Here is a 13925-nt window from a genome sequence, read left to right as displayed (position 1 = left end):
GTCTCCTTTGTGATGTGGAGAGCGTAACCAGGCTGTGTGGGGCCAGTTTGAAGTTATGTGAAGGGACGGTGAAGTGTCAGCGTGGCTATCACGCCACCTTCATCACGATTACGCAATGTAATCTCTCCGTGGTGCAGACGCGCCACCTCCTGAACAAACGCCAGCCCGAGTCCGCTACTTTTCAACCCGTTCTCGCGCGGCAGGGAATAAAAGCGCTCAAAAATACGCTCCAGCGCATAATCCGGGATCCCGCTTCCGCTGTCGGTGACGATCAGCCGTATCTGCCCCTGCTCTTCCTGGGCCGCCAGTTCAATGGCACCGCCCTGTGGGGTAAAATCGATAGCATTATCCAGTAAATTACCGAGCGCCTGTTCGAGCAGGTCGGGATCGCCTTCAACAAGAAGCGAAGCGGGCTGGAGGGTCAGCGCAATCTTTTTTGCCGCCAATAGCGCCGAACGCGCGTCGGCAAGCCGTGTAAACAGCAGGTCGACGCGGACGGCCTGGGGCGTAATCTCGACCCGATTTTCAAGCCGCGCCTGAGTCAGCAGTTTTTCAACCAGCGACTGCATACGCGCGTTTTGCACCAGAATATTATCGATAAACCGCGCGGCCACCTGCGGCGGCGGCTGCTCGGTGAGAATTTCTGCCGCGCCGCGTATGGCGGCTATTGGGCTTTTCAGCTCGTGGGTCAGCGCATGGACATAGTGTTCAATGTAGTTTTTCCCTTCAAGGCGAATACGCATATTTTCCAGCGCCAGAGCCAGCTTGTGCAGTTCGCTACTGCCTGGATTAGGCAGCGGGAGAGGCGTATCAGTGGTCACCGAGTCGGCATAGCGCGATAACGTACTGATGGAACGATTGATCCACCAGGCGACGAGAAAACCGATCAGTAAAGCAATGCCAAGCAGCGCCCCGCCTGCCCACAATATCCGTCGCTCGCTGCGGTGAATCACCGGCGCCATCGCGCTGTTAGGTTTCCCCGCCGACAGCACGCCGATAATCTTGCCCTGCTCCACAACCGGTGCGGCAACATACATCACCGTGCTCTCCGGATCGTCGGGATGGCTCTGGGTACTGCGCGCGCCGTATTGGCCGCGAAGCGTCAGCCAGACATCGTTCCAGCGAGAGTAATCTTGCCCCACGGCCAGGCCGGCAGAATCAAACACGACGCGGCCCTGCGCATCGGTCATGTAGACGTGATACTCGTTGCGCACCTTATGAATGCCGCCGATATTGGCGCGGAAAGGCCGCTGATGGAGCTGTAAAAAGGCCTGCGCCAGTCTGCCCTGCTGCGCATTGCCCGAAAGAAGATCCTCACGCCCAACTTCGGCGAGCAAGGTCGCGGTATCGATCAACGTGCCCTCGGTTGCCCTGCGCACGCCGGGCTTCACTTCCTGAACAAAGATCGACAGCACAAACCATGCGGCGATGGCGACGATCAGGAAGTACCCCAGCAGCAAACGCATTCCGATGCGCATTAAAAAAGCCCCAGGCTATAGCCCATACCGCGATGGGTGCTGATGGGTGACATTTCCTCATTCACTGCCCGCAGCTTGGCGCGCAGGGTCTTGATGTGAGTGTCCACGGTACGATCGTAACTGTCGCCGTCTTCGCCCCACACCTTGTCCATTAACTGTTGACGAGAGAAAACCCGTCCCGGAGCCTGTAGTAACGTTTTAAGCAGCAAAAACTCATAGCGCGTGAGCGGTAATGCTTCACCGCACCAGCTAATTCGCGCGGCAGCTTCGTTCAGCTCAAACTGTCCGATACGCACCGTCTCCGCTGGGGCGGCGGATTTTTGCATCCGCCGTAAAATGGTCCTTACCCGGGCGCACACCTCACGCGGGGAGAAAGGCTTGGCGACGTAGTCGTCTGCGCCCATTTCCAGGCCGAGGAGTTTATCCACTTCGTCACTGCGTGCCGTCAGAAACAGCACGGGCAGTGACGGATGCTGCGCCAGAAGCTGGCGGCAGAGCTCAAAGCCGCTGATGTCCGGCAGCCCGACGTCAAGAATGGCGAGCGCCGGAGCCTGCTGGCGCGCCGCCTCCAGCACCGGTAAACCGCGCTCAAACGCTTTTACTGCAAATCCTTCCTGCTGAAGCATGTAGATAAGCGTATCGGCGATACTGGTTTCGTCTTCAACCAGCCAGACTACAGGTTGTTGCATGGTTCATCCCTGAATTAATGCCACGGCATAATCGGCACCGCACTAATGGCGTTTTTCGGTGACCCTTCCACCACTTTATCGGAATACGCAAGGTAGGCCAGGGTGTTGCGTTTTGCATCATAGAAACGCACCACCTGCAGCTTTTTAAACACCAGCGAGGTCCGTTTCTGGAACACCACGTCGCCCTGCGCTTTGCCGTTTTTGATTTTATCGCTCAGCTCAACCGGCCCCACCTGCTGACAGGAGATCGCCGCATCGGAAGTGTCTTCCGCCAGCCCCAGGCCGCCTTTAATACCGCCCGTCTTCGCGCGGCTGACGTAGCAGGTGACGTTTTTCACGTCCGGATCGTCAAACGCCTCAACGACAATTTTGTGGTCCGGACCGAACATTTTGAACACGGTATCGACAGAACCAATCTGTTCCGCCTGTGCAGCGCGTCCGGCCATCAACATCAGCGCGGTGAAGAGCAAAGTCTTGTATTTCATATTGTTACCATTCTTTAAAATTGCATTGAGCGATTATTCAACACGTTAGTGAAAAATGTAGCAAGATCACAGGATTAGAATATATTCACCCAAAATGAGAGAGAAAAGGCATTAATGCGCAAAAAAAACACTGAATGCTAAAACATCAAAAAATGCTATTATCCGCTAACCTGTTATCAGGCACCTGCTGTTTTAAGGATGAGGATAGTATATGGATCAGGCTGGAATTATTCGCGACCTGCTCACCTGGCTGGAAGGTCATCTCGACCAGCCTTTGTCACTGGATAATGTGGCGGCTAAAGCGGGCTATTCCAAGTGGCATCTGCAAAGGATGTTCAAGGATGTCACCGGTCATGCTATCGGTGCCTATATTCGCGCACGTCGTTTATCGAAATCTGCGGTGGCATTGCGCCTGACCGCGCGGCCAATTCTGGATATTGCCCTGCAGTACCGTTTTGATTCGCAGCAAACCTTCACCCGCGCCTTTAAAAAACAGTTCTCGTTGACGCCAGCGCTCTATCGCCGCTCGCCTGACTGGAGTTCGTTTGGCATGCGTCCGCCGCTGCGTCTGGGCGAGTTCGCGATGCCGAAATACGAAATGGTCACTCTGCCGGAAACCCATCTGATCGGTACAACCCAGAGCTACTCGTGCTCTCTGGAGCAGATTTCTGAGTTCCGCCATCAGATGCGCGTCCAGTTCTGGCGCGATTTCCTGAGCCATGCGCCGGCCATTCCGCCGATCCTGTATGGCCTCAACGAAACGCACCCAAGCCAGGAAAAAGACGACGAGCAGGAGGTGTTTTACACCACCGCGCTGACGCCGGAGCTGGCGAATGGCTACATTCAGGGTTCGAAGCCGGTCGTGCTGGAAGGCGGCGAGTACGTGATGTTCTCGTATGAAGGACTGGGTACGGGCGTCCAGGAGTTTATCCTGACCGTTTACGGGACGTGCATGCCAATGCTGAATCTGAATCGCCGTAAAGGTCAGGATATCGAGCGCTACTACCCGGCGCAGGATGCCAAACCGGAAGAAGGCCCAATCAATCTGCGTATGGAATTCTTGATTCCTGTCCGTCGTTAACGCTGCAGTTCATCAAGCGCAGGGGCATCGAGATGCGAAATGTCCCCTGCCATCTCCACGACCCAGCCCGACGCCAGCCACGCGCTTTCCTGATAATCAATCCGGGAAATGGAGCAGTTACGCAGGCGTAACCGACGCTCAGCGTAAGCCGGTAACCCCAGAATGGTGCTCACCAGGCAGCCGAGCGCGATACCGTGACTCACCAGCAGCGGACGGCTGCCTGCCGGAAGCTTGAGGCATTCCGCCAGCGCGGCATGCATACGCACGCTCAGCTCCTGCATGGATTCCCCTTCAGGAATACGACCATCTTCGGTACCGTTCACCAGCGTGCGGCGCCAGCCCTCTTCCGTTTCCGTCAGCGTATCAATATGGCGCTTTTCCAGCACGCCCATATCCAGCTCGCGCAGGCGCGGCTCAAGCATCACATCGCAGCCGCAGGCGTCGGCAATGATGCGCGCCGTCTGCTGTGTGCGACCTAAATCGCTGGTAATAACGTGGGTAATGCCCAGCGTTCTGGCGCGTTCCGCCACCTGCCACGCTTGCTGCACACCCTTCTCGGTGAGAGGACTGTCTGACTGGCCTTGAATACGTCGCTCGGCGTTCCACTGCGTTTCACCGTGGCGAACAAGGTATACCTGTAACATGCTTTTTTTCCGTTATACTGCGATGAGTTTTTTTTGAATTGAGCTTAATTATGCACCATGTTGTCTCTGCTACCACCAATCCTGCCAAAATTCAGGCAATTCTAAAGGCTTTTGAAGAGATTTTCGGCGAAGGATCCTGCCATATTGAGGCCATCGGCGTCGAGAGTGGCGTACCTGAACAGCCGTTTGGCAGCGAGGAAACGCGCGCTGGCGCACGAAATCGCGTGGCAAATGCAAAAGCCGCGGCCCCGAAGGCTGACTTCTGGGTCGCCATTGAAGCAGGCATCGACGAAGGCGCAACCTTTAGCTGGGTGGTGATTGAAAGCCGTGAGCAGCGCGGCGAAGCGCGCTCAGCCACCCTGCCGCTGCCGGAGATCATTCTGGAAAAAGTCCGTGCAGGTGAAGCGCTCGGGCCGGTGATGTCACAGTACACCGGCATTGATGAGATTGGGCGTAAAGAAGGGGCGATTGGCGTCTTTACGGCGGGTAAGCTCACGCGTTCAGGGGTTTACCATCAGGCGGTGATCCTGGCGCTGAGCCCGTTTCATAACGCCATTTATCGTTGATCGCTCAATAAGACTGACTCGAGCCACTGGCGCAGCTCAACCGGCGCGGACTTCAGGCTGTTCGATCCACGGGTGATCGTCGCGATGCCCGCGCCCAGCTCGTTTTTCAGCTCGCGCTGGCTCATCTCACCGCGCAATAGCTCTTCAATAATCCGCACGCGCGTGCCCAGCGCCTCACGCTCGTCCGGCGTAAGCATCAGCTGCATGAGGGGTAGGTGCAAATCCTGCTCGTAAGACTGGCGAAGCAGCTCCACAAAACGAAGCCACTCCTGGTGACGCTGTTCGGCCATTGCCGAGGAATACGGGGAATGCTGGGTCATGTTATGCTGCCTCTTGTACTCTTTAGCGAGTACAGCATAACACAACCCATGCCGATCAGTAACGTCTCTGCCACTCGGCATCGCTCATCAGGGTATCTTTCTGCCCCATGAAGTAGCGATAGTAGGCGTCATAAGCCAGGACGTTCTTCACGTAGCCGCGCGTTTCCGAGAACGGAATGCTCTCCACGAACGCCACTGCGTCAATGCGTCCTGCACTGTTGCCAAGCCAGGTGCGCACGCGGCCCGGACCGGCGTTATACGCCGCCGACGCGAAGATGCGGTTATTGCCAAACTGCTGATAGACATACTGCAAATAGCTGGTGCCGATGTTGATGTTGGTATCCGGATCGAGAAGCTGTGACGGGCTGCTGTAACCTGGAATGTTGAACATCTTCACCGTATGCGTCGCCGTCCCCGGCATAATTTGCATCAGCCCGCTGGCACCCACCGGTGAACGAACTTTCGGGTTCCATGCGCTCTCCTGACGGGCAATCGCCATGGCGTAGCTTTGCGGGATATCTTTGCCGCTGGTGTAGCGGTCAAACAGATCCTTATACGCCAGCGGGAAACGCTCTTCGAGATGGTCCCACAGCTTGCCTGAAATCGTCGCCTGCACGCTCAGATCCCACCAGCGATTATCAAACGCATAGCGGGCAAGCTGCGCTTTTTCATCCGTGGTGCGGCTGGTCACCAGGTTGGCCCACTCGCTGCGCGCGGTGTTATCCATGTTCCAGTACATCAGCTCGCGCACGCGCGCCATCTCTGGCCCCTGCGTCAGAGCGGGGTTCGCGTTAGCGGGCGCTTTGTCGATCTTAAGCGTGTACTCCTCGCCCAGCCGTTGCGCCGCCGCCATCGGGTAGAACCCGCGCTGCTGCATCAGCGAGTGAAGAATCTCTTTGGCTTCGTCTTCACGGCCACGCTCCAGCAGCAGATCGGCCTGCCAGTAGCGCCATTCGTCCTTCTCTTTGGCTTCCATCGGCAAACGCGCGAGCCAGGTGTTGAGGCCACGGCGGTCGCCGGTGCCCAGCGCCATGCGCACGCGGCGCTCGACAAGCGAGGTCGAGTTTGAGCGCATGATCGCATCGTCACGCCAGCGCGCCTGTTCGTCGGTCACGTCCGTGCCCATCAGTCGCCAGGCCACGATGTCGCGCAGCTCCTGGGTTTGATCTTCATTCAGCTGCTGCGCCTGCACCAGCTGCGGGATCATCAGCCGCGCGTTTTCGACATCGTCACGCGCCACGCTGGCAAAAGCTACCGCCGCCATCTGGCGGGTAAAATCGGTCGAGCCCGTGCTGCGGGCAAAGGTCAGAACGCTGTTCGGATCGTTTGCCAGCGCGATAACCGCCGAGGAGATCGTCTGGTAATCGGACGGCATCTGCCCTGCCAGTGCGGTTACCAGACGCGTGTTGCCGGCTTTCATCGCCAGGCGGATGCGCTCAAGGTAGGCCAGCGGATCCTGCTTGCCGGAAGCGCGCCATGCGCCGAACAGGGAATCACAGGCGTTCGGCTGGCTTTTGCCGGTTAGCCACAGATCTTTCGCCCCGGCCCAGGCCTCTTCCTGCTGCCCGGTCGCCCATTTCGCATAGTAGTAATTACACTGCGCTTCGGTGGTATTCGGCTTGTCAGGGCTAAACGCCAGCAGGCCGCGCCAGTCTTCACGACGCGCCAGCTCATTCACAAAACGAGACTGGAGATTTCGGGCAGGCGGTAGGGTCGGGTTAGCCTGAATGAAATTATTCACGGTGACGGTCGGCTGGTTCATCAGATCGTCGGTAATCTGGCGATACTCCAGATACGGATACAGCGGATAATCCTTGAGCGTCGGCATCAGCGCCTGCACGGTATCCATCTGCTTATTGTCCCACGCCTGTTTAATCTGGGCGTAGCGGTTACGTTGTTCATCCAGTGAATCGGCATGCACCGCCTGGCTTACCGCCATTACGCATACGCTGGCAGCCAGCAGACGCCAGACCACCCGTTTGGCTTTTTCCACAAGCTCTTCCTCATTGTTTTTTCGTCAATTGCAGCGTCTTGCCACGTCAAAGTCACAACAACTTATGCTAACCAGGCATCCAGCAACGCGCCACGTCATGGACACTTTTTTACCTTTCTTGCGCGTTTTAACACTCCCGACGTTCCTGGCTGGGATTAGGGCGTGAAAAAGGCTACACTTCGAGGCTGAAATTCCTTCTCATTTACGATAAAAGAGGCGAAGTCCACGTGGCTCAATTCGTTTATACCATGCATCGTGTCGGCAAAGTTGTCCCGCCGAAACGTCATATTCTTAAAAATATCTCGCTGAGCTTCTTCCCGGGCGCAAAAATTGGTGTGCTGGGTCTCAACGGTGCCGGTAAGTCCACCCTGCTGCGCATCATGGCCGGCATCGATACAGACATCGAAGGTGAAGCCCGTCCGCAGCCAGGCATCAAGATCGGCTACCTGCCGCAGGAACCTCAGCTGAACCCGGAACACACCGTACGTGAATCCGTTGAAGAAGCGGTATCCGAAGTGGTTAACGCGCTGAAAGGTCTGGATGAAGTGTATGCCAAATACGCCGAGCCGGATGCGGACTTCGACAAACTGGCCGCTCAGCAGGGCAAATATGAAGAGATCATCCAGGCGCACGACGGTCACAACCTGAACGTGCAGCTGGAGCGCGCGGCGGATGCCCTGCGTCTGCCGGACTGGGATGCGAAAATCGCGAATCTCTCCGGTGGTGAACGCCGCCGCGTGGCGCTGTGCCGCCTGCTGCTGGAAAAACCAGACATGCTGCTGCTCGACGAACCGACCAACCACCTGGATGCGGAATCCGTGGCGTGGCTGGAGCGCTTCCTGCACGACTTCGAAGGCACCGTTGTAGCAATTACCCACGACCGTTACTTCCTCGACAACGTCGCCGGCTGGATCCTGGAGCTGGACCGCGGTGAAGGTATTCCGTGGGAAGGCAACTACTCTTCCTGGCTGGAGCAGAAAGATCAGCGTCTGGCGCAGGAAGCGTCTCAGGAAGCGGCCCGTCGCAAGTCTATCGAGAAAGAGCTGGAGTGGGTTCGTCAGGGCGCGAAAGGCCGTCAGTCTAAGGGCAAAGCCCGTCTGGCACGCTTTGAAGAGCTGAACAACACCGAATACCAGAAACGTAACGAAACCAACGAACTGTTTATTCCACCTGGAGCACGTCTGGGGGATAAAGTGGTTGAAGTGACCAACCTGCGTAAGTCCTATGGTGACCGCGTGCTGATCGACGATCTGACCTTCTCCGTACCGAAAGGCGCTATCGTTGGCATCATCGGTCCGAACGGCGCGGGTAAATCGACCCTGTTCCGTATGATGTCCGGTCAGGAACAACCAGACAGCGGCTCAATCACCCTGGGTGAAACCGTGAAGCTGGCCTCCGTAGACCAGTTCCGTGACGCGATGGATAACAGCAAAACCGTGTGGGAAGAAGTCTCCGGCGGTCTGGATATCATGCGTATCGGCAACACCGAGATGCCAAGCCGCGCCTACGTTGGCCGCTTTAACTTCAAGGGCACCGACCAGGGCAAACGCGTGGGCGAGCTGTCCGGCGGCGAGCGTGGTCGTCTGCACCTGGCGAAGCTGCTGCAGGTGGGCGGTAACGTTCTGTTGCTCGATGAACCGACCAACGACCTGGATATCGAAACCCTGCGCGCACTGGAAAACGCCCTGCTGGAGTTCCCGGGCTGCGCCATGGTTATCTCGCACGACCGCTGGTTCCTGGACCGTATCGCGACCCACATCCTGGACTACCAGGACGAAGGTAAAGTGGAGTTCTTCGAAGGTAACTTCACCGAATACGAAGAGTACAAAAAACGCACGCTGGGCGCAGACGCGCTGGAGCCGAAGCGTATTAAGTACAAGCGTATTGCGAAATAAAAGCAAAACGGCAACCTCGGTTGCCGTTTTTTATTCAGGGTGAGGGCATCAGGCCGCACAACATCACCCACCCACGTAATACCGCTTCACCTCATCAAACTGCATCGCAAACTCGATATAGCTCATCAGCGCGGGCGAATTCAGCTTCCGGCTCGGATAGGCCAGCCAAAGATCGTTACCTTCAACGCGCCATTCCGGCAGCACCTGAACCAACGCTCCCTTTTCGATCTTATCTTCCAGCAGAAATGCGGGTAACAGCGTGATCCCCGCCCCGGCAATCGCGCATTCGCGGGCGTACACCAGATTATCGGTCATGTGGCCGTTGTCCGGCAGGTAGCGGTAATCCTCACCCTCGCTTCGCAGCAGCCACTCCGACCACGCCTTGTGCGTAATACAGCGGTGCTCCACCAGCTGTCGGGGATGGATTAACGGCTCCCGGCGTGCCAGATAATCCGGCGAGGCCAGCATGTAGCGCGGGCAGTGCCCGATCATTCTGCCTATCAGAGAGGAGTCCTGCGGCTTGCCGGTGCGCAGCGCCACGTCAAAACCGGACTCGACCAGGTCCACCACGTCGTCAGAGATCGATACATCCAGCGACACGTCAGGATAGCGAAGCTGAAACTCGGCATTCATATGCGCCAGCAGGGTCGCGCCAATCCCCGCCGGACAGGTAATACGCAGCCTGCCGCTGGGGTTTTCACGCAGGCGCTGAATGGCGTACTCCGCCCGCTCGCTGGCCGCCAGCATCTCCCGACAGTGCACCAGATAGTGCTCGCCCGCGAACGTCAGGCTGATCCTGCGTGTGGTGCGATTCAGCAGACGGATCCCCACCTGCTGCTCCAGCTGGCTGATCCGCTGGCTGACGCTGGATTTCGGCAGTTCGGCTTTCTGCGCCGCCGCGGTGAAACTGCCCATCTCCGCCACCAGCGCAAACAGCGCCATATCCTGCAGCTGTTTAAACATGATTGTTCACCCTGTACGAACGCTGAGTTCATGATTGTCCATCTTATCATGCGGCTGGCCACTTAATAGACTAGCCTCAACAAAACGCATTCCATTGAGGAGCACACCATGTCAGTGAAAGCCATTGCCGTTAACCCAGAAAATCCGTCCACCTTCATTGAAATCACCCCGCCAATGCCGACGCCTGGCGAACACGATCTGCTGGTAGAGGTGAAAGCCGTATCGATTAACCCGGTTGATACCAAAGTGCACGCAGGCATCGCCAAAAATGGGCTGAACGAGCCGCGAATTCTGGGGTGGGATGCCAGCGGGGTCGTCAAAGCCGCTGGAGCTGGCGTCACCGGCTTCAAACCAGGTGATGAGGTGTGGTACGCGGGCGACATCACCCGCCCGGGCAGCAATACCACTCATCAGCTGATAGATGCGCGCATTGTCGGCCACAAACCTGCCAGCCTCGGCTGGGCGGCAGCCGCTGCGCTACCCTTAACTGCGCTCACCGCGTGGGAAGGTCTGTTTGAACGGCTGAACATTCAGGATGCCGAAGCGGACAAAACCCTGCTGATCATCGGCGGCGCGGGCGGCGTGGGATCGCTGGCGATCCCGTTTGCGAAGCACAACAGCAAGGTGAAGATTATCGCAACCGCTTCACGAGAAGATTCCGCCCGGTGGTGCCGCGATCGCGGTGCTGACGTAGTGGTCAACTACCGCGATCTAAAAGGCGAGCTGGCGAAGCAGGGACTTACCTTCGTGGATTATATTTTCATCCTCAACGACACCGACGGGCATTGGGATGCGGTCAGTGAACTGATTGCGCCGCAGGGGCATATTTGTTCCATCGTTGAGAATGAACATCCGCTGAACCAGGACAAGCTGAAGTCCAAATCCGCCGCCCTGCACTGGGAGTTTATGTACACCCGCAGCATGTACCAGACCGCTGATATGGCGCGTCAGGGTGAGATCTTAAATGAGGTGGCGAAGCTGGTGGATAACGGCGTGGTGGAAAGCTCGCTCAGCGAAACGCTGCACGGGCTGAGCGTGGAAAGCATTACCGAAGCGCACCGTAAGGTGCTGGAGGGGCATATGCGCGGGAAGGTGGTGGTTGAGTTCTGAGGTATTCCCCCCTCACCCCAAAAGGGCGAGGGGGAAGTTATTACCCCTGATCCCCCATCATCTCCTTCACCAGCTCGACGCATCGCAGGAAACGGGAGTCGTAGTCTGACTCTTCAACGTGCACAAACTCAACGTTGTTCTCGTTAAGCATCTCCACCAGCATGGTCTGGAATTCGCGCCTGTCCACCGAGCTGCCCAGGCTGCGCATGCCGTCGGCCACCCACGGGGTGTTGTTTTCCAGCAGGATCACCAGGTCAAAGCGGTATTCGTCAATCAGCGCCTGCACGAACGGGTGCTCGCGCCCCTCGTACTTTTTACAGAACGCCTGCGTGGTGACGAAATCGGTATCAATAAACGCCACTTTGTTAGCGTATTTCACCGCGAAATCAATGTACTGGGCGTGCCCGAGCGCGATTTTATCGTAGTCGGAATACTGCAGTGCCATCTCGTCGCCGCCGAGGTGAGAGAAGACGTAATCGCGTCCATACTCCCACGCGCTGGTGGTGTTGAAGATGTTCGCCAGCTTGTTGACCAGCGTTGATTTACCGCTCGACTCGCCGCCCAGAATAGCCACCGTACGCACGAAGAACGGCTTCACTTCGGTCGGAATATAATCCCAGTAGCGGAACGGGTTCTCGCGGATCTGCGCCCCGCTGATGTTCATAAAGGTGCGTTTCGGGTCGATCAGCACCGTCTCAATGCCCAGATGCTCGCGGAACTGCGGCGCGTCGGACTCTTCAGAAGTGTAGATCCAGTTAGGTGTAATGCCCTTCTCTTCCATAAACGCTTTGATGCCGTTGCTCCACACGTCCCAGCCGTGCGGGTACGGCTCCATGCCCTCTTCATTAAAGGCATGAATGCGAATGTTTTTCTGGTACTTAAAGGTCTGAAGCAGCCAGCGCAGACGGTCAGGCACGGTGGGCTGCTGCGACATGGCGCTGTCTTCAAAGAGCTGGCGATCGCGCGTTTCGTCGTAGCCCATGATGATGTGCAGCTCGTCCACCTGGCTACAGGCGCGCTGGATCAGATAGATATGCCCGGTATGCAGCGGATAAAACTTGCCGAACACCACGCCGATGTTCTTTTGCATCCGCGGGAACTCCAGCCCCAGAAAGCGGTGCAACGCTTCAAGCTTCTGCGCGCTGGGGCTTTTGATTTTGGCGTTCAGCAACTGGCTCAGGTAGCCTTTGGTCATGCCGCTGGCGTCCGCCACCTGCTGCAGCGTGCAGCCCTTCTGGCGGATCGCGGTCTTGATGTAGTCAAATGATGACATAAATTACGGTGCCTCCTGCAAAATCGAATACGTAATTATAAGTCGTCAAAGACATTTAACGCATCTGCGAGTTTCTTAACGCCAAAGACCTGCATCCCTTCCGGGATTTTTTTCGGCACGTTGGCGGCGGGAACGATAGCCCGACGGAAGCCGTGCTTTGCCGCCTCGGAGATACGCTCCTGGCCGCTCGGCACCGGACGGATTTCCCCGGCCAGCCCTACTTCACCGAAGACGACCAGATCCTGCGGCAGCGGTCTGTCGCGCAGGCTGGAGACCATCGCCAGCAGCAACGCCAGGTCTGCGCTGGTCTCAGTGACTTTCACCCCGCCAACCACGTTGACGAACACATCCTGATCCGCCATCTGCAGCCCGCCGTGACGGTGCAGCACCGCCAGCAGGATCGCCAGGCGGTTCTGCTCCAGACCGACCGCCACGCGCCGCGGGTTACCCATCATCGAGTGATCCACCAGCGCCTGAATTTCAACCAGCAGCGGGCGCGTCCCTTCCCACAGCACCATTACCGAACTGCCGGAGGTGATCTCATCGCCGCGGCTCAGGAAGATGGCCGACGGGTTGCTGACCTCGCGCAGCCCCTGCTCGGTCATAGCAAACACGCCCAGTTCGTTCACCGCGCCAAAGCGGTTTTTGTGGCTGCGCAGGGTGCGGAAGCGGGAATCCGCGTCGCCGTCGAGCATCACCGAGCAGTCAATACAGTGTTCGAGCACCTTCGGACCCGCCAGAGAGCCATCTTTGGTCACATGGCCGACCATCACAATCGCCACGCCGCGCGTTTTGGCAAAGCGCGTCAGGTAAGCGGCGGTCTCACGCACCTGCGCCACGCTGCCCGGCGAGGACTGAATGTCCGCCATGTGCATTACCTGGATGGAGTCGATCACCATCAGCTTCGGCTGCTCTTCTTCGGCGATCATGCAGATCTGCTCGATGCTGGTTTCCGACAGCATGTTCAGGTTACCGGTCGGCAAGCCGAGACGGTGAGCGCGCATCGCCACCTGCTGGAGGGATTCTTCACCCGTCACGTACAGGGTTTTCATCTGTTCGGCGAGCTTGCAGAGCGTTTGCAGCAGCAGGGTCGATTTCCCCGCCCCCGGGTTACCGCCGATCAGAATCGCGCTGCCCGGCACCACGCCGCCGCCCAGCACGCGGTCAAACTCTTTGAAGCCGGTGGAAAAGCGCGGCAGCGCTTCCAGGCTGATATCAGAAAGCTTTTGCACCTTCGACACGCCTGCATTGCCCGCATAGCCGCTCAGGCGCTCATTGCGGGCCACGCTCGGCGAAGCCGCCACACCACGCACTTCGGTGATGGTGTTCCAGGCATGACAGGCGCTGCATTGCCCCTGCCAGCGCGGATAATCCGCACCACATTCATTACAGACAAATGCGCGTTTTGGAGCTTTCGCCACGGTTTAC

General features: G+C 57.6%; 13 protein-coding genes. 4 read left to right on the top strand and 9 right to left on the bottom strand.

Going from position 1 to position 13925, the window contains the following annotated elements; genetic code table 11:
- Positions 1 to 53 precede the first annotated feature (53 nt).
- The 3 genes from creC to creA are packed head-to-tail and all read right to left on the bottom strand — an operon-like array spanning position 54 to position 2652.
- On the bottom strand, positions 54 to 1478 hold the full coding sequence (gene creC / locus ACMGGH_RS08785) for a two-component system sensor histidine kinase CreC (protein ID WP_232948636.1): 1425 nt from the start codon (positions 1476 to 1478) through the stop codon (positions 54 to 56).
- On the bottom strand, positions 1478 to 2167 hold the full coding sequence (gene creB / locus ACMGGH_RS08780) for a two-component system response regulator CreB (RefSeq protein WP_232948637.1): 690 nt from the start codon (positions 2165 to 2167) through the stop codon (positions 1478 to 1480). The genes creC and creB overlap by 1 nt, the downstream gene beginning before the upstream one ends.
- Positions 2168 to 2181: 14 nt before the next feature.
- Complete coding sequence (gene creA / locus ACMGGH_RS08775; RefSeq protein ID WP_048225583.1) at positions 2182 to 2652, bottom strand: protein CreA; 471 nt, start codon at positions 2650 to 2652, stop codon at positions 2182 to 2184.
- A 211-nt stretch (positions 2653 to 2863) separates the two neighbouring features.
- Between creA and robA the strand changes: the two genes are divergently transcribed.
- Positions 2864 to 3733: an MDR efflux pump AcrAB transcriptional activator RobA gene (gene robA, locus ACMGGH_RS08770; RefSeq protein ID WP_028015450.1), complete on the top strand. Its 870-nt coding sequence runs from the start codon at positions 2864 to 2866 to the stop codon at positions 3731 to 3733.
- Here the strand turns inward: robA and gpmB are convergent.
- Positions 3730 to 4377: a 2,3-diphosphoglycerate-dependent phosphoglycerate mutase GpmB gene (gene gpmB / locus ACMGGH_RS08765; RefSeq protein ID WP_008502057.1), complete on the bottom strand. Its 648-nt coding sequence runs from the start codon at positions 4375 to 4377 to the stop codon at positions 3730 to 3732. The genes robA and gpmB overlap by 4 nt on opposite strands.
- Before the next feature lie 50 nt (positions 4378 to 4427).
- Here gpmB and yjjX point away from each other — a divergent pair, with 50 nt between their 5' ends.
- Positions 4428 to 4943, top strand: a complete 516-nt coding sequence (yjjX, locus tag ACMGGH_RS08760) for an inosine/xanthosine triphosphatase (RefSeq protein WP_041911281.1) — start codon at positions 4428 to 4430, stop codon at positions 4941 to 4943.
- On the opposite strand, the gene trpR is transcribed toward yjjX, so the two are convergent.
- Together trpR and sltY are read right to left on the bottom strand one after the other, a co-directional pair.
- Entirely contained in the window at positions 4934 to 5263 is a 330-nt protein-coding gene (trpR, locus tag ACMGGH_RS08755; protein ID WP_024907404.1) for a trp operon repressor, read from the bottom strand. The two genes, yjjX and trpR, sit on opposite strands and share 10 nt — an antisense overlap.
- Positions 5264 to 5318: 55 nt before the next feature.
- Positions 5319 to 7256 carry a murein transglycosylase gene (sltY, locus tag ACMGGH_RS08750; protein ID WP_028015448.1) on the bottom strand — a complete coding sequence of 646 codons (1938 nt, stop codon included), beginning with the start codon at positions 7254 to 7256 and terminating at the stop codon, positions 5319 to 5321.
- 227 nt (positions 7257 to 7483) lie between these two features.
- Between sltY and ettA the strand changes: the two genes are divergently transcribed.
- Positions 7484 to 9151 (top strand): energy-dependent translational throttle protein EttA, encoded by a 1668-nt coding sequence (gene ettA, locus ACMGGH_RS08745; RefSeq protein ID WP_003856515.1) that lies wholly within the window; start codon positions 7484 to 7486, stop codon positions 9149 to 9151.
- A 63-nt stretch (positions 9152 to 9214) separates the two neighbouring features.
- Here the strand turns inward: ettA and ACMGGH_RS08740 are convergent, their stop codons facing one another.
- Complete coding sequence (locus tag ACMGGH_RS08740; RefSeq protein WP_232948638.1) at positions 9215 to 10114, bottom strand: LysR family transcriptional regulator; 900 nt, start codon at positions 10112 to 10114, stop codon at positions 9215 to 9217.
- Positions 10115 to 10222: 108 nt separating this feature from the next.
- On the opposite strand from ACMGGH_RS08740, the gene ACMGGH_RS08735 reads away from it, so the two are divergent.
- A complete protein-coding gene (locus ACMGGH_RS08735) occupies positions 10223 to 11224 on the top strand; it encodes a zinc-binding alcohol dehydrogenase family protein (protein WP_028015446.1) in 1002 nt (333 codons plus the stop codon).
- A 40-nt stretch (positions 11225 to 11264) separates the two neighbouring features.
- On the opposite strand, the gene nadR is transcribed toward ACMGGH_RS08735, so the two are convergent.
- Positions 11265 to 12497, bottom strand: a complete 1233-nt coding sequence (gene nadR / locus ACMGGH_RS08730; RefSeq protein ID WP_028015445.1) for a multifunctional transcriptional regulator/nicotinamide-nucleotide adenylyltransferase/ribosylnicotinamide kinase NadR — start codon at positions 12495 to 12497, stop codon at positions 11265 to 11267.
- 35 nt (positions 12498 to 12532) lie between these two features.
- Positions 12533 to 13918 carry a DNA repair protein RadA gene (radA, locus tag ACMGGH_RS08725; RefSeq protein ID WP_003856523.1) on the bottom strand — a complete coding sequence of 462 codons (1386 nt, stop codon included), beginning with the start codon at positions 13916 to 13918 and terminating at the stop codon, positions 12533 to 12535.
- Positions 13919 to 13925 lie beyond the last annotated feature (7 nt).

Origin of the sequence: Enterobacter sp. BNK-16, from assembly GCF_048684955.1 — a bacterium.
Taxonomy (GTDB): Bacteria; Pseudomonadota; Gammaproteobacteria; order Enterobacterales; family Enterobacteriaceae; genus Enterobacter; species Enterobacter bugandensis.
The sequence above is the reverse complement of the archived record's forward strand: the minus strand, read 5'-3'. Positions and strand labels throughout refer to the sequence as shown.

Coding starts and splice junctions, on each gene's coding strand:
- creC (WP_232948636.1), bottom strand. CDS start 1,478: ATGCGCATCGGAATGCGTTTGCTGCTGGGGTACTTCCTGATCGTCGCC.
- creB (WP_232948637.1), bottom strand. CDS start 2,167: ATGCAACAACCTGTAGTCTGGCTGGTTGAAGACGAAACCAGTATCGCC.
- creA (WP_048225583.1), bottom strand. CDS start 2,652: ATGAAATACAAGACTTTGCTCTTCACCGCGCTGATGTTGATGGCCGGA.
- robA (WP_028015450.1), top strand. CDS start 2,864: ATGGATCAGGCTGGAATTATTCGCGACCTGCTCACCTGGCTGGAAGGT.
- gpmB (WP_008502057.1), bottom strand. CDS start 4,377: ATGTTACAGGTATACCTTGTTCGCCACGGTGAAACGCAGTGGAACGCC.
- yjjX (WP_041911281.1), top strand. CDS start 4,428: ATGCACCATGTTGTCTCTGCTACCACCAATCCTGCCAAAATTCAGGCA.
- trpR (WP_024907404.1), bottom strand. CDS start 5,263: ATGACCCAGCATTCCCCGTATTCCTCGGCAATGGCCGAACAGCGTCAC.
- ACMGGH_RS08740 (WP_232948638.1), bottom strand. CDS start 10,114: ATGTTTAAACAGCTGCAGGATATGGCGCTGTTTGCGCTGGTGGCGGAG.
- ACMGGH_RS08735 (WP_028015446.1), top strand. CDS start 10,223: ATGTCAGTGAAAGCCATTGCCGTTAACCCAGAAAATCCGTCCACCTTC.
- nadR (WP_028015445.1), bottom strand. CDS start 12,497: ATGTCATCATTTGACTACATCAAGACCGCGATCCGCCAGAAGGGCTGC.